Annotated in this window: 16 protein-coding genes and 2 tRNA genes; 10 read left to right on the top strand and 8 right to left on the bottom strand. The window is 40.7% G+C overall.

What is annotated here, in order from left to right:
- Positions 1-168 precede the first annotated feature (168 nt).
- A complete protein-coding gene (locus MKL62_RS05250) occupies positions 169-846 on the top strand; it encodes a DUF1345 domain-containing protein (protein WP_000232918.1) in 678 nt (225 codons plus the stop codon).
- A gap of 56 nt (positions 847-902) precedes the next feature.
- Here MKL62_RS05250 and MKL62_RS05245 read toward each other — a convergent pair whose 3' ends face one another.
- From MKL62_RS05245 to MKL62_RS05230, 4 genes are all read right to left on the bottom strand, one after another.
- On the bottom strand, positions 903-1,508 hold the full coding sequence (locus MKL62_RS05245; RefSeq protein WP_000053842.1) for a glutathione S-transferase family protein: 606 nt from the start codon (positions 1,506-1,508) through the stop codon (positions 903-905).
- 49 nt (positions 1,509-1,557) lie between these two features.
- Positions 1,558-2,253: a helix-turn-helix transcriptional regulator gene (locus MKL62_RS05240; protein ID WP_000091414.1), complete on the bottom strand. Its 696-nt coding sequence runs from the start codon at positions 2,251-2,253 to the stop codon at positions 1,558-1,560.
- 73 nt (positions 2,254-2,326) lie between these two features.
- Complete coding sequence (locus tag MKL62_RS05235) at positions 2,327-3,001, bottom strand: HAD-IA family hydrolase (RefSeq protein ID WP_005129796.1); 675 nt, start codon at positions 2,999-3,001, stop codon at positions 2,327-2,329.
- A complete protein-coding gene (locus MKL62_RS05230; RefSeq protein WP_001089412.1) occupies positions 2,998-3,930 on the bottom strand; it encodes an RluA family pseudouridine synthase in 933 nt (310 codons plus the stop codon). Before MKL62_RS05230 ends, MKL62_RS05235 begins: the two co-directional genes overlap by 4 nt.
- A gap of 722 nt (positions 3,931-4,652) precedes the next feature.
- Between MKL62_RS05230 and MKL62_RS05225 the strand changes: the two genes are divergently transcribed.
- The 4 genes from MKL62_RS05225 (at position 4,653) to MKL62_RS05210 (ending at position 10,425) form a co-directional block, all read left to right on the top strand.
- Entirely contained in the window at positions 4,653-7,985 is a 3,333-nt protein-coding gene (locus tag MKL62_RS05225; RefSeq protein ID WP_000827319.1) for an Rne/Rng family ribonuclease, read from the top strand.
- Positions 7,986-8,177: 192 nt separating this feature from the next.
- Complete coding sequence (locus MKL62_RS05220; RefSeq protein WP_000084325.1) at positions 8,178-10,019, top strand: long-chain-acyl-CoA synthetase; 1,842 nt, start codon at positions 8,178-8,180, stop codon at positions 10,017-10,019.
- A 232-nt stretch (positions 10,020-10,251) separates the two neighbouring features.
- A tRNA-Lys gene (locus MKL62_RS05215) sits at positions 10,252-10,327 on the top strand.
- Positions 10,328-10,349: 22 nt separating this feature from the next.
- Positions 10,350-10,425: transfer RNA gene (locus tag MKL62_RS05210), tRNA-Lys, on the top strand.
- Positions 10,426-10,488: 63 nt separating this feature from the next.
- Here the strand turns inward: MKL62_RS05210 and MKL62_RS05205 are convergent.
- Complete coding sequence (locus MKL62_RS05205; protein WP_000375499.1) at positions 10,489-11,385, bottom strand: LysR family transcriptional regulator; 897 nt, start codon at positions 11,383-11,385, stop codon at positions 10,489-10,491.
- 112 nt (positions 11,386-11,497) lie between these two features.
- Here MKL62_RS05205 and MKL62_RS05200 point away from each other — a divergent pair, with 112 nt between their 5' ends.
- A complete protein-coding gene (locus MKL62_RS05200; protein WP_005129797.1) occupies positions 11,498-12,253 on the top strand; it encodes an SDR family oxidoreductase in 756 nt (251 codons plus the stop codon).
- 51 nt (positions 12,254-12,304) lie between these two features.
- Here MKL62_RS05200 and hemW read toward each other — a convergent pair whose 3' ends face one another.
- A complete protein-coding gene (gene hemW / locus MKL62_RS05195; RefSeq protein ID WP_005129799.1) occupies positions 12,305-13,459 on the bottom strand; it encodes a radical SAM family heme chaperone HemW in 1,155 nt (384 codons plus the stop codon).
- Positions 13,460-13,576: 117 nt separating this feature from the next.
- Here hemW and MKL62_RS05190 point away from each other — a divergent pair, with 117 nt between their 5' ends.
- Together MKL62_RS05190 and abeM are read left to right on the top strand one after the other, a co-directional pair.
- Positions 13,577-14,038: a DMT family transporter gene (locus tag MKL62_RS05190; protein ID WP_001984522.1), complete on the top strand. Its 462-nt coding sequence runs from the start codon at positions 13,577-13,579 to the stop codon at positions 14,036-14,038.
- A 33-nt stretch (positions 14,039-14,071) separates the two neighbouring features.
- A complete protein-coding gene (abeM, locus tag MKL62_RS05185; protein WP_005129800.1) occupies positions 14,072-15,418 on the top strand; it encodes a multidrug efflux MATE transporter AbeM in 1,347 nt (448 codons plus the stop codon).
- A gap of 34 nt (positions 15,419-15,452) precedes the next feature.
- On the opposite strand, the gene MKL62_RS05180 is transcribed toward abeM, so the two are convergent.
- Both MKL62_RS05180 and MKL62_RS05175 read right to left on the bottom strand, forming a co-directional pair.
- The gene (locus tag MKL62_RS05180) at positions 15,453-16,703 is read right to left on the bottom strand and encodes an acyl-CoA dehydrogenase family protein (RefSeq protein WP_000205418.1); all 1,251 of its coding nucleotides are present in this window, start codon (positions 16,701-16,703) and stop codon (positions 15,453-15,455) included.
- 33 nt (positions 16,704-16,736) lie between these two features.
- Positions 16,737-17,984 (bottom strand): SfnB family sulfur acquisition oxidoreductase, encoded by a 1,248-nt coding sequence (locus MKL62_RS05175; protein ID WP_005129801.1) that lies wholly within the window; start codon positions 17,982-17,984, stop codon positions 16,737-16,739.
- 257 nt (positions 17,985-18,241) lie between these two features.
- Here MKL62_RS05175 and MKL62_RS05170 point away from each other — a divergent pair, with 257 nt between their 5' ends.
- Positions 18,242-19,540, top strand: a complete 1,299-nt coding sequence (locus tag MKL62_RS05170; RefSeq protein ID WP_001096918.1) for an ABC1 kinase family protein — start codon at positions 18,242-18,244, stop codon at positions 19,538-19,540.
- Positions 19,541-19,640: 100 nt separating this feature from the next.
- Entirely contained in the window at positions 19,641-19,895 is a 255-nt protein-coding gene (locus MKL62_RS05165; RefSeq protein ID WP_001224256.1) for a type B 50S ribosomal protein L31, read from the top strand.
- Positions 19,896-20,001 lie beyond the last annotated feature (106 nt).

Genomic DNA, 20,001 nt, shown 5'->3' with positions numbered 1-20,001 from the left:
TCTTTTATCGATTAATTAATTTGAGATAATTTTTATTATATTTTAGATTGTCACACTTAATAAAAACAAAAATGACGATCTAAAGTATAAAGGTTATATAAAACTTAATGTTAAATTAACCAAATAGTAAAAAATATATTTAAGATAACAGCAAGGAGAGTTAACAAGATGGTTGGACTATTTCAGCATTTAGGACGTAGTGTACAAAACCGCCCTCACTTCTTTATTGCTTTAATTTTTGGAGTGGTTGTTGCAAGTTTATTGGCATGGCTCACTTCATGGAAATGGTCTACCATTTTATTAGCAAGCTGGAATGGCTCAATCAGTTTATATTTACTCCATGTCTGGAAACTGATGAGAAGTGCCGACCATTCACAAATGCAACAGCAAGCCAAAAAACAGGACGAAAGTAAATGGGTCATTATGCTCATTGTTTTATTGGCCATCACAATGAGTCTAGTTGCGATTTTGGTACAACTTTCCCAGCTCCCTTCTGGGCATTATGAAAAGTTAGGACATGTAGCGTTAGCTTTACTCACCATTATTTCAGCATGGCTTTTCATGCATACTGTTTTCGCTTTGCATTATGCCCATGACTTTTATATGGCTCTATCCAGAAATGAAGAGAACGGTGGGTTAGACTTCCCGGGTACCGAACATCCGACCTACCCTGACTTCTTATATTTTAGCTATATCATTGGCACCTCAGCACAAACCGCCGATGTTTCAATTACGAACAAACATATGCGTCTTTTAAACTTATTTCATGCTGTATTATCTTTTGGCTTTAACACGACCATTTTAGCGATTTGTATTAACGTTGCTGCTGGCTTTCTTACCAATTAAGACCTTTATAAAAAACAAAAAAGCCCCATTTAGGGGGCTTTTAAGAATAACTATACTTACAACAGTTGGCCCATACTGCTTTGTTTTAAGCCTTCGCGCTGTTTGATCGTTTCAACATAACGTGTAATGGCTGGGTGCGATTCAATCGTTTTCATTTTTAATTGCCATAATAGCATGGCTCCAACACTTACATCTGCGGCGGTAAATTGTTCACCACATACATACGGATTTGCTTCACTCAGTCCTTGAACTAAAGCTTGATAAGCATCGTTATAATCACCATAACCCACAAACATTTTTTGCTCAGGTGCGATTTCTATTCCTAAAGCTTTATCGACACCAGCAGCTTCCCAAGGACCCGCCATCATAAAAAGCCAACGATAGTACAAACCACGTTTCGGATCATCTAAAGCAGGTGCCAAACCTTTGTCACTAAATTTGTCTGCCAGATATGCACAAATTGCACCTAATTCATAAATAACGACATCGCCATCTACCAATACAGGCACTTTCCCAAACGGGTTAAGCTTTAAATATTCGGGTGATTTCATCTCGGTTCGGTATGCTACTTCAATACGTTCACATTCCACGCCAAGCTCAACCAAAAGCCAGTCTATAACGACACCACGCGATTCATTGTTAGTATAAAGTTTAAGACTCATTCTTATTGCTCCTTGTTTATCGTGATTCCTAGTTTACAAATACCTTTTGTCAGTTTTTGTCAGTAGTCCTTTGCATTTCTTGTTTCCACCATCTTTGAAACAGATGTTTTTTAAATTCAGGATATATTTCCTCACTCATTTGCAAGTTATGAATACGATCTATCCGAAAATGGCGAAAGGCCTGCCGTAATTCACACCAAGCAGCAAGTACAACTTTGTCATGTAAATACCCTAAAGCAAAAGGCCAAAGAGAACGTTGACTCATACGCTTGTGTTCATCGCAATAATCGACTTTGATCTTTACTTGTTTACGAATCGCTAAACGTACTTGTTCTACTAAAGCTTCATCAACCGGATGCCAGTAATGTGTAACACCTAGCGTCATGTCATCGATCAAATATTTCCGGTGCTCTGGTAAAACTGCATAAAGTTTGGAATAAATTGAAACGGCTGCCGATTTCATTGCGTGATCTGGAACGTCTTTCAACCACTCTAAAGCTAAAAATAGAGCCTCGGCTTCATTCTCATTAAAAGTAACCGGTGGTAATAAAATGTCTTCTTTAAGCTGAAACCCCAAACCTGCCGATGCATCTATTCTCACACCTTGAGCACGTAAACTATCAATATCACGGTAAATGCTGCGAATACTAATTCCCAAGCGTTCAGCCAAGACTTGAGCAGTAACGGGATAACGAGATTCACGGAGTTGCTGTAAAAGATTTAATAGACGAATAGAGCGGCTCATTTTTTCTCTTCTTATTGTTCTTTAGTTTTAAAAAGAAGGAGGAATAAATTCCTCCTTCTTACATCATTTTAAATTACGCTACGTCCACAGTAGATAACTTTGCATACTCTCTTAAAAAGTTGTGCAGCTCAGATACATCTTTAGCAATGGTTAAAGGTTGGAACTGTTGTAGAACTTCGACCGAGTGCACTCCATAGCCCACCCCAATACGAGGCATACCCAAACGCTGAGCCATTTCAAGGTCATAACTACTATCACCAATCATAACTGCCTGTTCGACACTTACTCCAGTTACAGTCAAGATTTCTTGTAACATGAGCGGATCTGGTTTTGAACGGGTTTCATTGGCTGCTCGAGTAACATCAAACAGATGAGTACTCTGTGTTTTTGCAATCACACGGTCTAATCCACGACGGTTTTTACCCGTCGCAACTGCAAGTTTTAAACCTTGAGCTTTTAAGTCATGAAGTAGTTCAGAAATACCTTCAAACCATGCATCATTTGTCGAGTTGGCAATATAGTGATCGCCATATGCTTTTAAAATCGAATCATGCAAATCAGGTACGTCTGGAAATAAGGTCTGCATCACTTCCGGCAAACCTAAACCGATAATACTCTTTGCGGCTTCATCAGTCAGAGTTAACTTATGCTCTTCTGCCGCATGCTGTAAACTTGCCACAATCTGACCAACAGAATTATATAAAGTACCATCCCAGTCAAAAATCACTAATTCGGTTTTCAGACTCATTTTGCTACTCTCAAAGCCTCTAATAACTGGGTCATGTCTTCTGGCAACGGTGCTTCAATCGTTGGGTAACCCGGAATATCCAAACGCATGGCATGTAAACACAAACGGCGTGCTTCAGGCCCCGTATATGCAGTGTTGTGCCCATATTTATCATCGCCCACCAACGGATGTCCAATACTTAAACCATGTACACGAATTTGATGGGTACGCCCTGATAAAGGAGATGCATGAACTAAAGTGGCATTTTTAAAGCGCTCTGCAACTACCCATTCGGTTTTACTTGGCTTACCTTCTTTAGATACACGTACACGACGTTCGCCATTGGCTAACTCATAACGAAATAAAGGAGCATCAATGAGCTGTTTATCAAGACTCACCTGACCTTTTACAATCGCTGCATAGGTCTTACGAATTTTGTGTTCACGCAACATATCTTGTAGCAGTTTTAAAGTGCTACGTTTCTTACTAATCATAACTAGACCAGAAGTGTCGCGGTCAATACGGTGAATCAATTCTAAATATTTTTTACCTGTTGCCGCGCGTAGTGCCTCAATCAAACCATAAGCCACGCCACTACCGCCATGTACAGCAATACCCGATGGTTTATTTACAACTAATAATCCTTCATCTTCATAGACCACACGGCTTAATAAACCTTGAGCCACACTGTCGCTTACAGGAACAGCAGTTTCATCTTTTTGTTCATAGCGAATTGGCGCAACACGAATCTGGTCTCCAATTGCAAGTTTGGTCTCGGCTTTAATACGTTTTTTATTCACGCGAACCTGACCTTCACGAATCAAACGATAAATTCGACTCTTTGGCACACCCTTTAAACGTGAAAACAGGAAATTATCGATTCGTTGTCCTGCTTGATGCTCATCCACCTCAAACCAAGTGACACTTTGCCATTGCTGTGTAGAATTCATACTAATATTTAAACCTGAAATTTTACGAAATTTGATTAATAAATGACCGATTAGCTTAGTTTTTTCACAAGAAATCTAAGCTTAGCCCATAGGCAGATGCTGCAAGGTTTGATATAGTCAGCGCACGGATACCACCGTAAGTGAACATCTAAAGGGAAATTTCCCTGATTGAAACCTCAATCAAAATGATGCTTTCATCACCAGCTCGGACAGGTCCTAAAGAATTATGCCGACGCCGAAGGCTTATTATATCGGCAAAATGACAAACTGTTGCGTTTAATTCAGTTTGTTCAAAAAAATATGTTACCAACTCTAGTTGGTTATGGAACGTAAACTGATACACATCAGACAAATCGCTCCTTAATGTTGCCTTCAGGCTAAAGCGTTGATGCATTGGAACTGCCGAAAGCACCGATACGATGAGCATTCCGTATCAAACTTCCAATAAAGAAGTCACTTCGCGCCCAATGACAGTGAAAGTCATTAACCAATGCACCGCTCACCCGCCAGTGAAGCAAAAAGGAATTCCGATTTAAAGGTTGAAGCAGTATTGCCTACATCACAGACGAGAATCGAAGCTAAGGCTAAATGTAGCCGGTAACAGATGACTCAGACCACAAGTATTTTGAGATCTGGGAAATGATCCGTCATGTTCGATGTTCGTTCAGAACCTTTAAGTTTGTTTGGTTTGTTTGTGTGAGTCACTATTAGGTGTCACACCCATGAAACGTATGTTGATTAATGCAACTCATGCCGAAGAAGTTCGCGTTGCACTTATCACTGGTAATCGTCTTTACGATTTTGATTTAGAGAATCGTACCCGAGAACAGAAAAAATCCAATATCTATAAAGGCCATGTCACCCGCGTAGAACCATCTTTAGAAGCTGTTTTTGTTGAATATGGCGCAGGTCGTCAAGGCTTCTTGTCTATGCGTGAAATTGCGAACAGCTATTTTCAGGCAGACCCACGTCAAACTTCAAACATTCGTGAACTTATTACTGAAGGCACAGAGCTTTTAGTTCAGGTTGAAAAAGAAGAACGTGGTAATAAAGGTGCAGCACTTTCTACGTTTATTTCCCTTGCAGGCCGTTATTTAGTTCTTATGCCAAATAACCCGAAAGGTGGTGGCATTAGCCGTCAAATTTCAGGTTCAGTACGTGAAGAATTAAAAGAAATTTTAGCTTCTTTAAATGTACCTCGTGGTATGAGCGTTATTGTTCGTACTGCCGGTATTGGGCGTACTCAAGAAGAATTACAGCTCGATTTACAACACTTGCTTGACCTGTGGGCACAAATTCAAGGTACAGCGAGCTCAGGCCCTTCTCCGATGCTTGTTCATCAAGAAGCGGGTGTAGTAACACGTGCAATTCGTGATTACTTACGTGATGACGTTGCTGAAATCTTAATTGATAGCGAACAAGCTTATAACGAAGCATATAACTTTGTTAAAGCAGTGATGCCTCGTCAATTAGACAAATTAAAAACTTATACTTTAAACGAGCCATTGTTTGCTCATTTTGGTATTGAAAGCCAAATTCAAACTGCTTATGAACGTGAAGTAAAACTTCCTTCAGGCGGTTCAATCGTCATTGACCAGACTGAAGCTTTAGTTTCAATCGATATTAACTCTGCGAAATCGACTCGCGGTCATGATGTTGAAGAAACTGCACTGAATACTAACCTTGAAGCAGCAGAAGAAATTGCTCGCCAACTTCGTTTACGTGACATTGGCGGTTTAGTTGTTATCGACTTCATCGATATGACTAAAGAACGCAATCAACGTATGGTTGAAGCAAAACTTCGTGAAGCAACACAAAGCGATCGTGCCCGTATCCAGTTTGGTCAATTGTCTCGTTTTGGCTTAATGGAAATGAGCCGTCAACGCTTACGCCCATCGCTTGAAGAAGCAACAGGTTATGTATGCCCTCGCTGTCATGGTACAGGCATGGTTCGTGATTTACGTTCGCTTTCTCTTTCAATTATGCGTAAAGTTGAAGAGATTGCACTCCGCGAACGTCATGGTGAAGTTCAGGTTGAAGTTCCAGTTGAAATTGCAGCCTTCTTGCTTAATGAAAAACGCCATAGTCTGGTGTATTTAGAGCAAACTTCTGGTGTACGTGTGACTGTATTACCACACCCGCACTTAGAAACTCCACATTACGAAATTGCATATAACCCAGATGGCTTTGCTCCATCTAGCTATGAACGTACAGAAGCAACCCGTTCTAGCGAGAAAGAGTTAGGTTATGAGTCTTCTGAATGGCATTTAGAAGAAGCAGATCATGGCCATGCTCATGTAACTGCTACAGCTTCAACTCATGCTGCGGCTCAGAAAAAAGCAAATCATGCAACTCAACCTGTAGCACAACCTTCTGCTCAAAAAGCAGCAAGCCCATGTGCATGGTTAGAAAACCTGTTTGTTCAAAAACAAGCGCAAACAGTTGATCAATCTCGTTCAGCACAAAATGCTGCTGCTGCGATTGAGCAAATGGTGAATACAGGCGCAGTAAGCCGCGGACAGTTCGGTCAAGTAGCCGTACCTGCTGTTGCAGAAGTTGCGCCAGTTCAATCAAATAACGCTTATATTTCACAGTCACCTGTGAAACAAGACGTTCGCGAACATGTTGAAAAGGATGATAAATCTCAGCAACAACGTCAGAACAACAAAAAGCGTAAACATAAAGAGCAACGTGAACAACATCACCAATCACATGAACAGCAACATCAAGTTCATGAAGAAGTGGTTCAATTGTCACGCCAAGAACAACGTGAGTTAAAACGTCAGCAAAAACGTCAACAGCAGCAAGATCAGCAACATCAAAATAATGATGTACAACACACTGAAAATGCTGTGCCACGTCGTGACCGTAATAATCAACAACGTCCAAACCGTCCAAATCGCCACCGCGATCCAAGTGTATTAAATGAAAATCAAAATACACCGGTTGTTGTTGATGAAAAACAAATTAAGGTTGATGTGATTGATGCACCTAAGCATGATGTCATGAACACTGCTTTAATCATCAATGTTGATCAAGGTCAAAGTGAGATTGTTGCACTTACACCTGAGCGTCGTCACGTTGAGCGAGTTGAAACGACTTCTACTGAAGTTGCTCAAGAGCCAACTCCAGCTCCTGTTGTAGCCGAGAAAGCTGCTGTAGTTGAAACCAAAGAAGAAGCTCAGCCAAGCCAAGAAGCTGCTCAGCCACAAATCAAACGTGCTAGCAATGACCCTCGTATGCGTCGTCGTCAGCAACGTGAGGCTAAACACGCTAAGGCAGCTACGCCATCTATTGCGCCATCGCAAATTCCAACTTTGGCACAACACACAATCGGTAGTTTAATCCGTCATGTGTATGGTGAAGATTGCACCGTATTGATTGAACAATTTGGTCTAGTCCCAACGTTTAATCGTGCTTTGCAGAAATTTGCAGAACAGTACGCAAGTACGTTAGTAGTTGAAGTTACTGCTGAAACGGAAGAGAAAAAGCCGGTAACTCGTGATGCAGAACTTCCAAGCCACAAACCGGCTGAAGAAGCAGAACCTGCACCAGTACTTCCACTTACTCCGCCGCAAGCACCAGCTCCACGTGTTGCAAATGACCCGCGTGAGCGTCGTCGTTTAGCAAAACTTGCTGCGGAACAAGCATTTGAGCAAGTGAAACAACAACATTCTGCTCAAGAAGAAGTTGCTACTCCTGCTCCTGTAGCAGAAGAAACCGTTGCTGCTCCAACTGCTGAAACACAAGCAACAGTTGAACCAGCACAACAACCGCTTGAACTTAATCAGTCAACTGAAGTCGTACAACCTGAAGCTGCTCCTGCAGAGGAAAAAGCTACAGAAGAAACAGTAGCTGAAGCTCCTGCAGCGAAGGAACCTGCGCCATCAAAAGCAGCAAGCAAAGCAAAAGCAGCGGCTGAAGAAACAGTAGCTCCGACTGAAGCAACAACTGATGCCGAATCAGAAGACGTTAAGGCAGATAAGGACAAACCGAGCCGCCCTCGTCGCCCTCGTGGCCGTCCGCCAAAAAAAGCTAATCCTGTAGCTGAGTAAGCCATTTGCTCAATTGCAGCTAATTTAAACAAACCTAGTCATTTCGATGACTAGGTTTTTTTTGTTATTTTTAGCCAATTAGGTTGATTGCACTAGAAGAAAAGTTTTAAAAGCATGGTGAACCATGAAAACTATTGGACTTTTTGCCCACACAACCTTTTTTGGATTGATCGAAAAATAAATAGGATTGATATGAGCCAGACAACACAGACCGATATCATTACGCTTGGTGATGTTGCCACAAGACTTCCTAGCTTCATTCCCAAAGTACCCCATATCCTAAATGGTCTTAAACAGGCTTATTTAAGAACATCAAATACTCCAACAGGTTTGGGTATTGCTTTTGAAAAAGCTGTTAAAAGAAATCCGAAAGGCACGGCATTATTATTTGAAGATCAAAGTTATTCTTATGAAGCTTTAAATGAATGGGCAAACCAGATTTCCCATTACTACCTTTCTCTCGGAGCGCGTAAAGGGGACGTCATTGCTGTAATGATTGAAAACCGCTCTGAGCTGATTGCAACAATTGTTGGTTTAGCCAAAGTTGGTGTGACAATTGCACTTGTAAATACATCTCAAGTCGGTAAGGTTCTCGCTCATAGCATCAATCTTGTAAAACCTATTGCCGTTATTGCGGGTGAAGAAGTCCGAGCTGCTATTGATGAAATTCGTCAGGACTTAAATGTACCTAAAGACCGCTTCCACTGGTTCGCAGATCAGGCAACACGTCAAAACTCGGGTACAGCGCCTGAAGGCTATGTCAATCTTGCGGATCAAATTGATCAATTTCCAAAATTCAATCCGTCTACTACCCGCTCTGTCACAGGTAACGATGGTCTGTTCTATATCTACACATCAGGTACAACAGGTTTACCAAAGGCGGTTATTTTCAAGCACAGTCGCTGGACATTAGCGTATGGCACCTATGGTCATATCTTAAACTTAGGACCAGATGACGTCATGTACGTGACCTTACCGCTTTACCATGCAACAGGCGTGGTGGTTTGCTGGTGTGGCGTTATCGCAGGCAGTGCAACACTTGCGATTCGACGTAAATATTCGACTAGCGCATTCTGGAAAGATGTTCAAAAATTTAATGCGTCTGCCATTGGTTATGTTGGTGAACTTTGCCGCTACTTGATGGATGCTCCTGTCACCGAGCTTGACCGCAACCATCGTGTAACCAAAATGATTGGTAATGGTATGCGCCCAAATATCTGGGACAAGTTCAAACAACGCTTTGGTGTTAAAGAAGTACTTGAGCTTTATGCATCGAGTGAAGGCAATGTTGGATTTAGTAATATTTTCAACTTTGACAATACGGTTGGCTTCTCTCCTACTCCATATGCCATTATCCAGTTCGATAAAGAGAAAAACGAGCCAATACGCGATAAAAATGGCTGGTGCCAGAAAGTAAAAGCAGGTGAAGTTGGCCTACTCATCGGGAAAATTACCAGCCGCTCGCCATTTGATGGTTACACCGACCCTGAAAAGAACAAGTCTGTGATCTGGAAAGATGTCTTCAAGAAAGGCGATTCTTATTTCAACACAGGTGATTTGGTCCGTGATATCGGCTTCCGTCATGCACAGTTCGTTGACCGTCTAGGTGATACTTTCCGATGGAAAGGTGAAAACGTATCAACGACTGAAGTTGAAAACATGGTATGCGAATACGACAAAATTGCCGAAGCTGTCGTTTATGGGGTAGAAATTCCAAATACTAATGGCCGTGCTGGTATGGCAGCGATCACTCTCGCAGATGGTGAAGAGCTAAATGATGCTGATTTAACCGAAATGGTGACCGTATTTAAGAAATGTTTACCTACCTATGCAGTACCTGTATTTTTACGTGTACAAAAAAAGGTCGAAACAACAGGTACATTTAAATATCAGAAGAATAAACTGAAGGAAGAAGCGTTTAATCCAAGCAAAACTTCTGAACGTTTACTCGCTTTATTACCTGGTGCAAGCTGTTATTGTGATATCACAACTGAAATTTTTGACAATATTCAGGCGTATAAATACCGTTTTTAGTTTATTTTTTAGCTAAACAAGAGGAAATCGTGCTTTTTATAAGCAATCATGCAAATGTTTTTAAATTTCCTCTTGTGTTAGTTGAATAACTTGCTAAAATACGCGACATCAAAACGATACAGTGTTTAGAAGTGTTACTTCTCTCTGAGTCAGTTCGAGTTTGAATGCTAAAGAAAATTATAGATTTTCTCCTGCATTCAAGTAAAACAAGGTTTTACTTAATTCTCGCTCAGGGTCGTTAGCTCAGTTGGTAGAGCAGCGGACTTTTAATCCGTTGGTCCCGCGTTCGAGTCGCGGACGACCCACCACTTATTAGTTTTGAACCTATTTGGGTCGTTAGCTCAGTTGGTAGAGCAGCGGACTTTTAATCCGTTGGTCCCGCGTTCGAGTCGCGGACGACCCACCAAATTCTAAAAAGCCTCTCAGTTCGAGAGGCTTTTTTTATTGTTATCCTATTTTCTTTTTATGACTAAAAGATGACGATACATTTGCGATTTAAAACTTCCCCCACCCAATTCATAAAAACTTCTAGTCGCTTTGGAATATAACTCCTGTTGGGATACAAAATATTAAGTGGAAGCGATGGTGCACTGTAAGCACTCAGTACTTCAACTAAAATCCCCTGTTCAATTTTATCCTGAACATCATAATAAGGAAGTTGAATAATTCCCAAACCTGCACAAGCGGCGGCGATATAGGCCTCGGTATTGTTCACACTTAAAGCACTATCCATCATCACAGTTCCACCTTGATATATAAATTCTCCCTGCTTTTCTCCTACAGCTCCTGCGTAATTAATTAATTTATGCTGTTCAAGATCATTTAACTGCTCAGGAATACCATAATCTTGTAAATATTGCGTGCTGGCACAATTCACCATCACCAAATGACCAATAAATCTTGCAATTAAACTACTGTTATCTAGTTCTCCTACCCGAACAACACAGTCAATTCCCTTTTCAATTAAGTCAGTCAGGTCATCAGAACTATTGAGCTGTAAATGAATATCCGGATAACGATGATAAAAATCAGGCAGCTCAGGAATAATCACTTGATGCACAATCCGGCTAGGCATCGAAATTTTTAATGTGCCCCGGTAATGCTGTTTTTGTGTCTGAATCAACTGTTCTAATTGTTCATAATCAAACAACAGGTTTTGGCATTCTGGCAATATTCGTTGGCCATCTTGAGTAAGACTGACTTTACGGGTAGTACGATGAAATAAGCGTACTCCATAGTGAGTTTCTAACTGTTGAATGGCACTCGTCACTGTCGAGCGAGGTAAATCAAGCTGATTTGCTACCTCACTAAAGCTTTGTCGTTTAGCGACTTCTGTAAAAATATAAAATTGCTGCAACCGATCCATTTTAATTGTTCGTATTTTCTGAATAGTTAAACCAAACTAGCATAATTGATCACAAATTACTGCCAATCTAGACTTAAAAACACTAAAACAAGTCATCATAGGAACAATCATCATGACAACTCATAGCCTCAAAGATAAAGTTGTATTGATTACTGGCGGTGCTAAAAACCTAGGCGGACTCATTAGTCGTAAATTTGCAGAACAGGGTGCAAAACTCGCAATTCATTATAATAGTTCGGAAACTCAGGCAAATGCCGAGCAAACACTCGCAGACGTAAAAGCCTTGGGTGCAGATGCAATTCTAATTCAGGCAGATCTAACAGATATCGATAACATCGAGAAGCTATTCTTAGACACTAAGCAGCATTTTGGTGGTATCGATATTGCGATTAATACCATCGGAAAAGTCCTTAAAAAACCGATTTTAGAAACCACCGAACAAGAGTTTGATAGCATGAGTGATATCAACTCAAAAATTGCCTATTTCTTTATTCAATCGGCGGGTCGACATTTAAATAACGGCGGAAAAATCTGTTCAATCGTAACTTCTCTTCTGGCTGCTTACACAGGGTTCTATTCAACCTATGAAGGCTTAAAAGCACCTGTTGAGCATTACACCCGGACGGCATCGAAAGAATTTGGAGATCGCCAAATTTCTGTGACTGCTGTTGCACCGGGACCAATGGACACACCATTCTTTTATGGTCAAGAGTCTGCCGAAGCAGTCGCTTACCATAAATCAGCTTCAGCTTTAGGTGGACTTACTAAAATTGAAGATATTGAGCCATTAGTCCGTTTCTTAGTCACCGACGGTTGGTGGATTACAGGTCAGACGATTTTCGCAAATGGTGGTTATACCACCCGCTAAAATTAAAAAAGCCGCATCTCATCGTGCGGCTTTTTCTTAATATTGATTTAATTATAAGAACTCTTCGAGTACCGAGTTTAAGAAAATATGCCCCTGCTCTGTACAGGCCAATCGATCGCTATCCTCTACCAATAACTTTCTCGAACGCAATGAAGTAAGTACATCATTTAAATCATCTAAACTTAAGCCTGTGCGCTGTTCATATAACTCAGCTTTTACCCCATCATTTAAACGTAAAGCGTTCATCATAAACTCAAAAGATAGTTCATCTGCTTCAATCTTTTTCATTTGCAAATGTTCGGCTGGAACCTTAGCCAAATAGTCTTTCGGTAAACGAGTCTTTTGAAAACGATATACACCATCTGGTCGGGTTACTTTGCCATGTGCTCCTGCACCAATCGCAAGATAATCACCAAATTGCCAATAATTTAAATTATGAGCTGAAGGCTGCTCTTTACGCCAAGCTGACACTTCATAATTGATAAAGCCATTTGCTTTTAGATAGGCTTCACCTTGCTCTTGAATATCTTCTAACACCTCATCTTGAGGTAAAACAGGTTGTGTTCGGAAAAATACAGTATTTGGTTCAATGGTCAGTTGATACCAGCTGATATGTGTTGCACCCTGCTCTACAGCCGTCTTTAAATCATAAAGTGCTTGCTCTAGTGTTTGTTCAGGCAAGCCATGCATTAAATCAACATTAACTCGCTTAAAGCCTGCTTGTCGTGCCTGCTCAATTGCATCCATAGCATTGTTGGCTGAATGAATACGCCCAAGTTTTTGCAAGTGATCGGTATTAAAAGTCTGTACACCAATCGACAAACGATTAATTCCTGCTTCTAAATAGCCTGCAAACGGGTCATGCTCTAGTGTTCCCGGATTAGCTTCTAAAGTAATTTCACAGTCATCTTCAAAGTTAAGCAGCGATTTAAGCTGTTCAAATAGCCATGCATAGCCTTTGGCAGAAATAAGTGAAGGTGTTCCACCACCAATAAATACACTGTGAATTGAACGTCCTTGTGCCATCTCGACTTGAGTTTCAAAGTCGGCCACCAATGCTTTTAAATAAGTTTGCTCGAGTTCTGCCGAAAGCGCACCATCAGGCACGGCATGTGAGTTGAAGTCGCAATAGGGACATTTACGCACGCACCAAGGCATGTGGATATATAAAGATAAAGGAACAGAAGCAGGATTTAATACGGCCAAGGAACAGGGTCCAATTTACACAATATTTCTATTTTAACATGACTGCATCAATGGGCTTATGAAAACATACCTTAATTGCTTTAGACTGTTTTTAAACATACTTAAATATTGATAAAAATGATGAAATTCTCTAGTCAACTTTTCCTGATCTTACCATTAGCTATGGGAATCGGTGTTGCCATGGCTTTTCAGACTGCAATTAATGCTCAGCTTCGTGAGCAATTACACTCACCTTTGCAAGCAGCATTGTTATCATTTTTCATAGGTACTATCGTCTTAGCCATTATGGTGTTCTTCCAAAGTGCCGAGAAACCGAGTTTAAGTGAAATATCCAATATTCCATGGCTTCTCTGGACCGGAGGATTCCTTGGGGTTTATGCAATTAGCATGAGCATTTATACTGCACCTAAGCTTGGTTTTTTAACCTTTACAGGGTTAGTCGTTTTTGGGCAATTGGTCATTTCTATGTTACTTGACCATTTTGGCTGGTTAGGTACCGAAAAGACACCTGTTACATGGCAACGGTTTCTAGGTGGAGTGGTCATCTTTGTTGGTGTATTACTTACCTTGCAACGCTAGTTTCATTTTTTATATTTATAAAGAGTACCTTTTGTGTCGAATGTCACGTCGTTTCGGTCTGAATTAAAACAACTCTTCCATTTAATGTTACCTATTTTAATTACGCAGTTTGCTCAAGCAGGGTTCGGGTTAATTGATACCATTATGGCTGGGCATTTATCTGCCGCAGACTTAGCCGCTATTGCGGTAGGTGTAGGCTTATGGATTCCAGTCATGCTCTTGTTCAGTGGCATCATGATTGCAACCACACCATTAGTTGCCGAAGCAAAAGGCGCTAGAAATACAGAGCAAATTCCAGTGATTGTCCGCCAATCATTATGGGTTGCAGTAATTCTAGGGATATTGGCAATGCTCATTTTGCAGCTTATGCCATTTTTCTTACATGTGTTTGGCGTACCAGAAAGTTTACAACCTAAAGCCAGTTTATTCTTACATGCAATTGGTTTGGGTATGCCCGCTGTAACCATGTATGCAGCGCTACGAGGCTATTCCGAAGCATTAGGCCATCCCCGCCCTGTAACGGTCATTAGCTTACTAGCCTTAGTGGTTTTAATCCCGCTTAACATGATTTTTATGTATGGCTTAGGACCAATACCTGCTTTGGGTAGCGCAGGCTGTGGTTTTGCAACATCCATTTTACAGTGGCTGATGCTCATTACGTTAGCAGGCTATATTTATAAGGCTTCGGCTTATCGAAACACATCTATTTTTAGCAGATTCGATAAAATTAACCTGACTTGGGTTAAAAGAATTTTACAGCTTGGTCTGCCAATTGGTTTAGCTGTGTTTTTTGAAGTGAGTATTTTTAGTACAGGGGCATTGGTCCTTAGCCCTCTAGGGGAAGTCTTTATTGCCGCACACCAAGTAGCAATTTCAGTCACTTCGGTACTGTTTATGATTCCACTTTCTCTTGCCATTGCTTTAACCATTCGCGTGGGAACATATTATGGTGAAAAGAACTGGGCTTCCATGTACCAAGTACAAAAAATTGGTCTAAGCACAGCAGTATTTTTTGCTCTATTGACCATGTCTTTTATTGCTCTAGGCCGTGAACAAATTGTCTCGGTTTATACTCAAGATATAAATGTTGTCCCGGTTGCCATGTATTTGCTCTGGTTTGCAATGGCATATCAATTAATGGATGCCCTACAAGTTAGCGCTGCCGGCTGTTTAAGAGGGATGCAAGATACTCAGGCACCGATGTGGATCACTTTAATGGCATATTGGGTAATTGCTTTTCCAATCGGTCTTTATTTAGCGCGTTATACCGAGTGGGGCGTAGCTGGTGTGTGGTTAGGTTTAATTATTGGTTTAAGTATTGCCTGTGTTTTATTGCTCTCACGACTCTATTTGAATACCAAACGTTTAAGTCAAACCTAATAAAAAAGCCGATGAAACATCGGCTTTTTTTATTTTATGCAGTCTTTGCCCGTGGGCTTGCTCCAATTTGCCAGACAAATGGTAAATCCGTACGGTTTACTTCCCAATCTCCAATCACCTTTTCTTTGTAAATAAGTGGATTATGTGAAGACACAGTCCGCGCATTACGCCAGAAACGGTCAAGTTGTTTCACTTGGCTACTTGCCGATGCACCCAAGGCATTAAATAACTGACTTGTTAAATCAAGCACTAGGTTAGAAATTACGACCTGCCCTTGTGCCGACTCAAGCTCGGCATCTACATTGAATTGATGCTCTTTCACTTCGGATTCGGCAAAATGACTTTCATAGGCTTTTTGCAGTGCCTCAGCGGTTTTTAAGGTAATTGCTTCACTTGCATACGCTTGAGCTGAGGCTTTGCCAACCACTTGTAAAACTTGTGGGTCGTGACGAACTAAGTCCCCATTACCATGACTAAAAATACGTTTACGTTCACGAATTTCCTGACTAAACGTCTCAACCGCGGCACGCGCAATACCCGTTAAAGTTGCAAGATGCACCACCTGATAAAAAGCGGTCTGATATTTAAAACGTTGGTCAAATGGAATAAGGTGTGAAGCTGGCAAATGAACCTGATGTACTTTTAAAGTACCACTGCCCGTTGTCTTTTGACCAAAACCATCCCAGTCATCAATCACGCTCACCCCTGTTTCATGGCGGTAAATAGCAGCAATCACATGACGGTCATTTACTTCATCGTAAGCAAATAAATCAATCCAGTCTGCAAAGATACTACCGGTTGAATAGTACTTTTCACCATTTACCACCAAGTTACCCGAAGCGTCTTTGGTGACACGAGTAACGACATCGCCGATCTGTACGTTTCCAACTTCTGTCCACGCATTCCCGACTAAATCACCTTGTACAAAGCGCTGAAACCAGACTTCCTGAGAATGTTCTTTATGAGCAACCAAGCGATCTTCAACAAATGCAAAATGACCTCGTAGAGCTTGCACAATATTGGAGTCAGCTTCTGCTAACTCTGCCAAAAGCTGGAACAGTTGAGGTAATGAAACCCCATCTCCACCATATTTACGGGGTATTCGTACAGCGCCCAATTTGGCTTCTTTTAACCACTGAATCGGCTCAAAAGGCAAGATTCGCTCTTTTTCCCGTTGAATTGCACCTTGTGCAATTTTTTCGAAAATGGGACGGAATCTGTTTGCAACCTTTTCGTAATCAGCACCGACCGACAGTTCTTCTAATTCAATTTGAGCTGTTGTCATCGTTATTCTCCTAATTTTGTTTTTTCTTTCAATTTAGCTCCATGCATGACGAGGTGGCTGAACCCCATTGAGATAATAGTTACCAACAATGTGATATTTCCAACGCACAGGGTCATGCAAAGTGTGGGTACGGGCATTGCGCCAGTGACGGTCAAGGTTGAGTTCAGATAAAGTAGAACGCGTACCCGACAACTCAAAAAGTTTATTGGCTGCCAAAATAGCAATTTCTGTGGTGAGTACTTTTGCCTCGGCAACCAATAGAGTGGCTTGGTTTACATGTTCTTCGGTGGTGTTGGCAATGGCCTGATCAATTGCATCTCCAGCCAAATCCAATACCGCTTCTGCTGCACGCAGTTTGATTTTTAGGTCACCAATATTTGCAATGGTGTAAGGGTCATCACTGGCTTTTTCCAGACCTGAATCAATCCATGCACGGCTATAGTTTTTGACATATTGAATCGTTTCTTCAATTGCACCACGCGCAATACCGGCATCGACCGCAGCCTGAATAAACTGAGAAATAGCACCTGCTGGTGTTGGGCGCTCAAATGCTTGGTAAATTGGAACTAGATATTCTTCACGTACTGGCACCTGATTCAGCTCTACCGTGCCACTAGCTGTAGTACGTTGTCCAAAACCAGACCAGTCATTAATAATATTGACCCCAGATGTTTCACGTGGCACAAGTGCAGCATAAGGTTGTCCTAGTTCATTTACAGCAACAATTGGAATCCAATGTGCGAGCAAGGCACCCGTTGCAAAGAATTTCTTGCCATTAATTTCATAACCATGCTCGGTCTTTCGTAATGTGGTAGTGAGGTCTGCTACTGTCTTACTGTGTTTTTCGGAAAATGCATTCCCAAAACGAATTCCTCTTAACACCAAGTTAAAGAAGAATTGTTGCTGTTCAGGTTTCGCATCTAGTCTTAAATGTTCAATAAAAGCCAAGTGGTTTTGAGGCAATTGAGCAAGAGAAGGATCAACACTCGCAATTGTTTTGATCACTTCCGCTAAAGTTCGATACTTGACTTGCGCCCCACCAAATTGCTTAGGTACTGTAATGGCCCACAGGCCACTTTGTGAGAACTGCTGAATTTCATTTAAGGGTAAACGGCGCTCTCTATCTCGATCTGATGCTTCTGTGGCAAACTCTTGAGCAAGTTGCTTGGCAATCTCTATTGCCTCTTCATCAGAACGAATAATATGTGCGTCTTTTGACTGCTCAAATACAGATAAAGGAACCGCTTGAGAGCGCCCATAGGACGAATTTAGACTGGTCATAAGTTTTATTGTCTCTATTTCTTATTTAACATGCCCTTCACCTTAGCACTAAAAAAACAGTGACTTTATAGATATTAAAGCTTTGTTTATGAAATGAATTTTCAAAAGCTTTTCATATTTTTTACTATAAAAATAACATTTTGTTTTTCGAAAATTTTCTTACAGGAGATAAACAATTTCTTATAGGCTTTTTAAGTTTTGTCACCTATGATCAAACCTAGGCAATATTATGTTGTAGTCAATGAGGTATCGAAGATATGGCAAAGAATGCAAGTTCACCTGGCAAACGATTTATGAAACTTGCAGGAATGACCGCGAGCATTGCAACAAAAACCGTTTCTAACTCGATTCGAAACTTGACTGCGGATGAAGAACAGAAACTGGCTGCAAAAACAAAATTATTTCAAGATATCGGACTTCAAATTGCAGACACCTTGGGAGAAATGAAAGGTGCGGTCATGAAGGTCGGGCAAATTGCATCGCAATATAAAGATATCTTCCCGCCCGAAGTCGCCAAAGCGATATCAAAACTACAACGCCAAGCTCCAGCTATGCCTTTTGCAGCGATTCAGCAACAAGTTGAACGTGAGCTTGGCAAACCGCTGAATGTTGCCTTTAAATCTTTTGAACAAGAACCTTTTGCTGCTGCATCGATTGGGCAAGTTCACAAAGCTGTTCTGCCAAGTGGCGAACAAGTTGTGGTTAAAGTTCAATATCCTGGTGTTGATGAAGCCTGTGAAAGTGACTTAAAACAAGTACGTTTAGCCCTTCGCTTAATGGGTGTACTTAAGATTGATAAAAAGCTACAAGATCAGCTTTTTGCAGAGATTCAAGATAGTCTATCAGCAGAACTTAACTATGAAATCGAAGCTCAAAATCTTGAAGTCTTTAAAACTTTTCATAGTAAATTAGACGACAAAATTATTATCCCGACTGTTTATAAAGATTACTCTTCAAGACGTATTTTAACCTTAAGCCTTGAACAAGGTGACAGCATTGAAACTGCTAGTTCTTGGCCTATCGAAATTCGAAACACAATTGGCCGTCGTCTAATCCGCGCTTTAGGTCAAGAAATGTTCTTTTTAAAACGTTTCCACTGTGACCCTCACCCAGGTAACTTTGCCTTCCGCCAAGATGGTAGTGTGATTATTTATGACTATGGCAGTGTTAAAACACTTTCCAATGAAATTGTGTATAGTTTCAAACGACTGGTGAATGCAGCTCGCCATGAAGATATCGATTTAATTGAAACAGAATTACTCGAACTACATTCACTAGCAGAAAAAGGTAAATTCCCGAGCGATCTTTATAAACTCTGGATTGAAGTGTTGTTGCGTCCACTTACCACAACCTATGATTTTGCAGAGAATTCATCCCATCATGATGGCATGTTACTCGTGAAAAAGTCTTTAAAATATTGGGATGTCTTTAAACCTTCACCAGATACATTAATGGTTAATAGAACCATTTCAGGACACTACTGGAACCTCATTCACTTAAAAGTACATGACAACCTGAATGATTTATTTGAAGAGCTGGTTCCACCTTCTAACTAACTTAATTTACTTATCAATGTAGCCTTTTAGGGTTACATTGACTTATTAATTGTTATGTTATAACATTTCCTTAATCAAAAATAATTTAGGACAATCTCTCATGCGTAAAGATATTCATCCTGCTTACCAACAAGTGTTATTTCATGACACCAATGCAGACGTATACTTCTTAATTGGTAGTACTATTCAAACTAAACAAACCAAAGAATATCAAGGACAAGTCTATCCTTATGTGACTCTTGATATTTCAAGTGCTTCACATCCTTTCTATACAGGTGAAGTACGTCAAGCAAGTAATGAAGGGCGTGTTGCAAGCTTTAACAAACGCTTCGCTCGCTTTAATCGTAAGAGTTAATCTTACGTTAAGTTTTAACCAATACACTTAAACCATTGGAAGCCTAAGACTCATCTCCTCCACTTAGGCTTCTTTTTTTATGTGCATTTTTCAATGATTTTCTAAG

Origin of the sequence: Acinetobacter sp. AOR01_HL, assembly GCF_027855455.1 — a bacterium.
In the GTDB taxonomy this organism is placed as follows: Bacteria; Pseudomonadota; Gammaproteobacteria; order Pseudomonadales; family Moraxellaceae; genus Acinetobacter; species Acinetobacter baumannii.
This window is presented reverse-complemented; position numbering and strand designations above follow the sequence as displayed.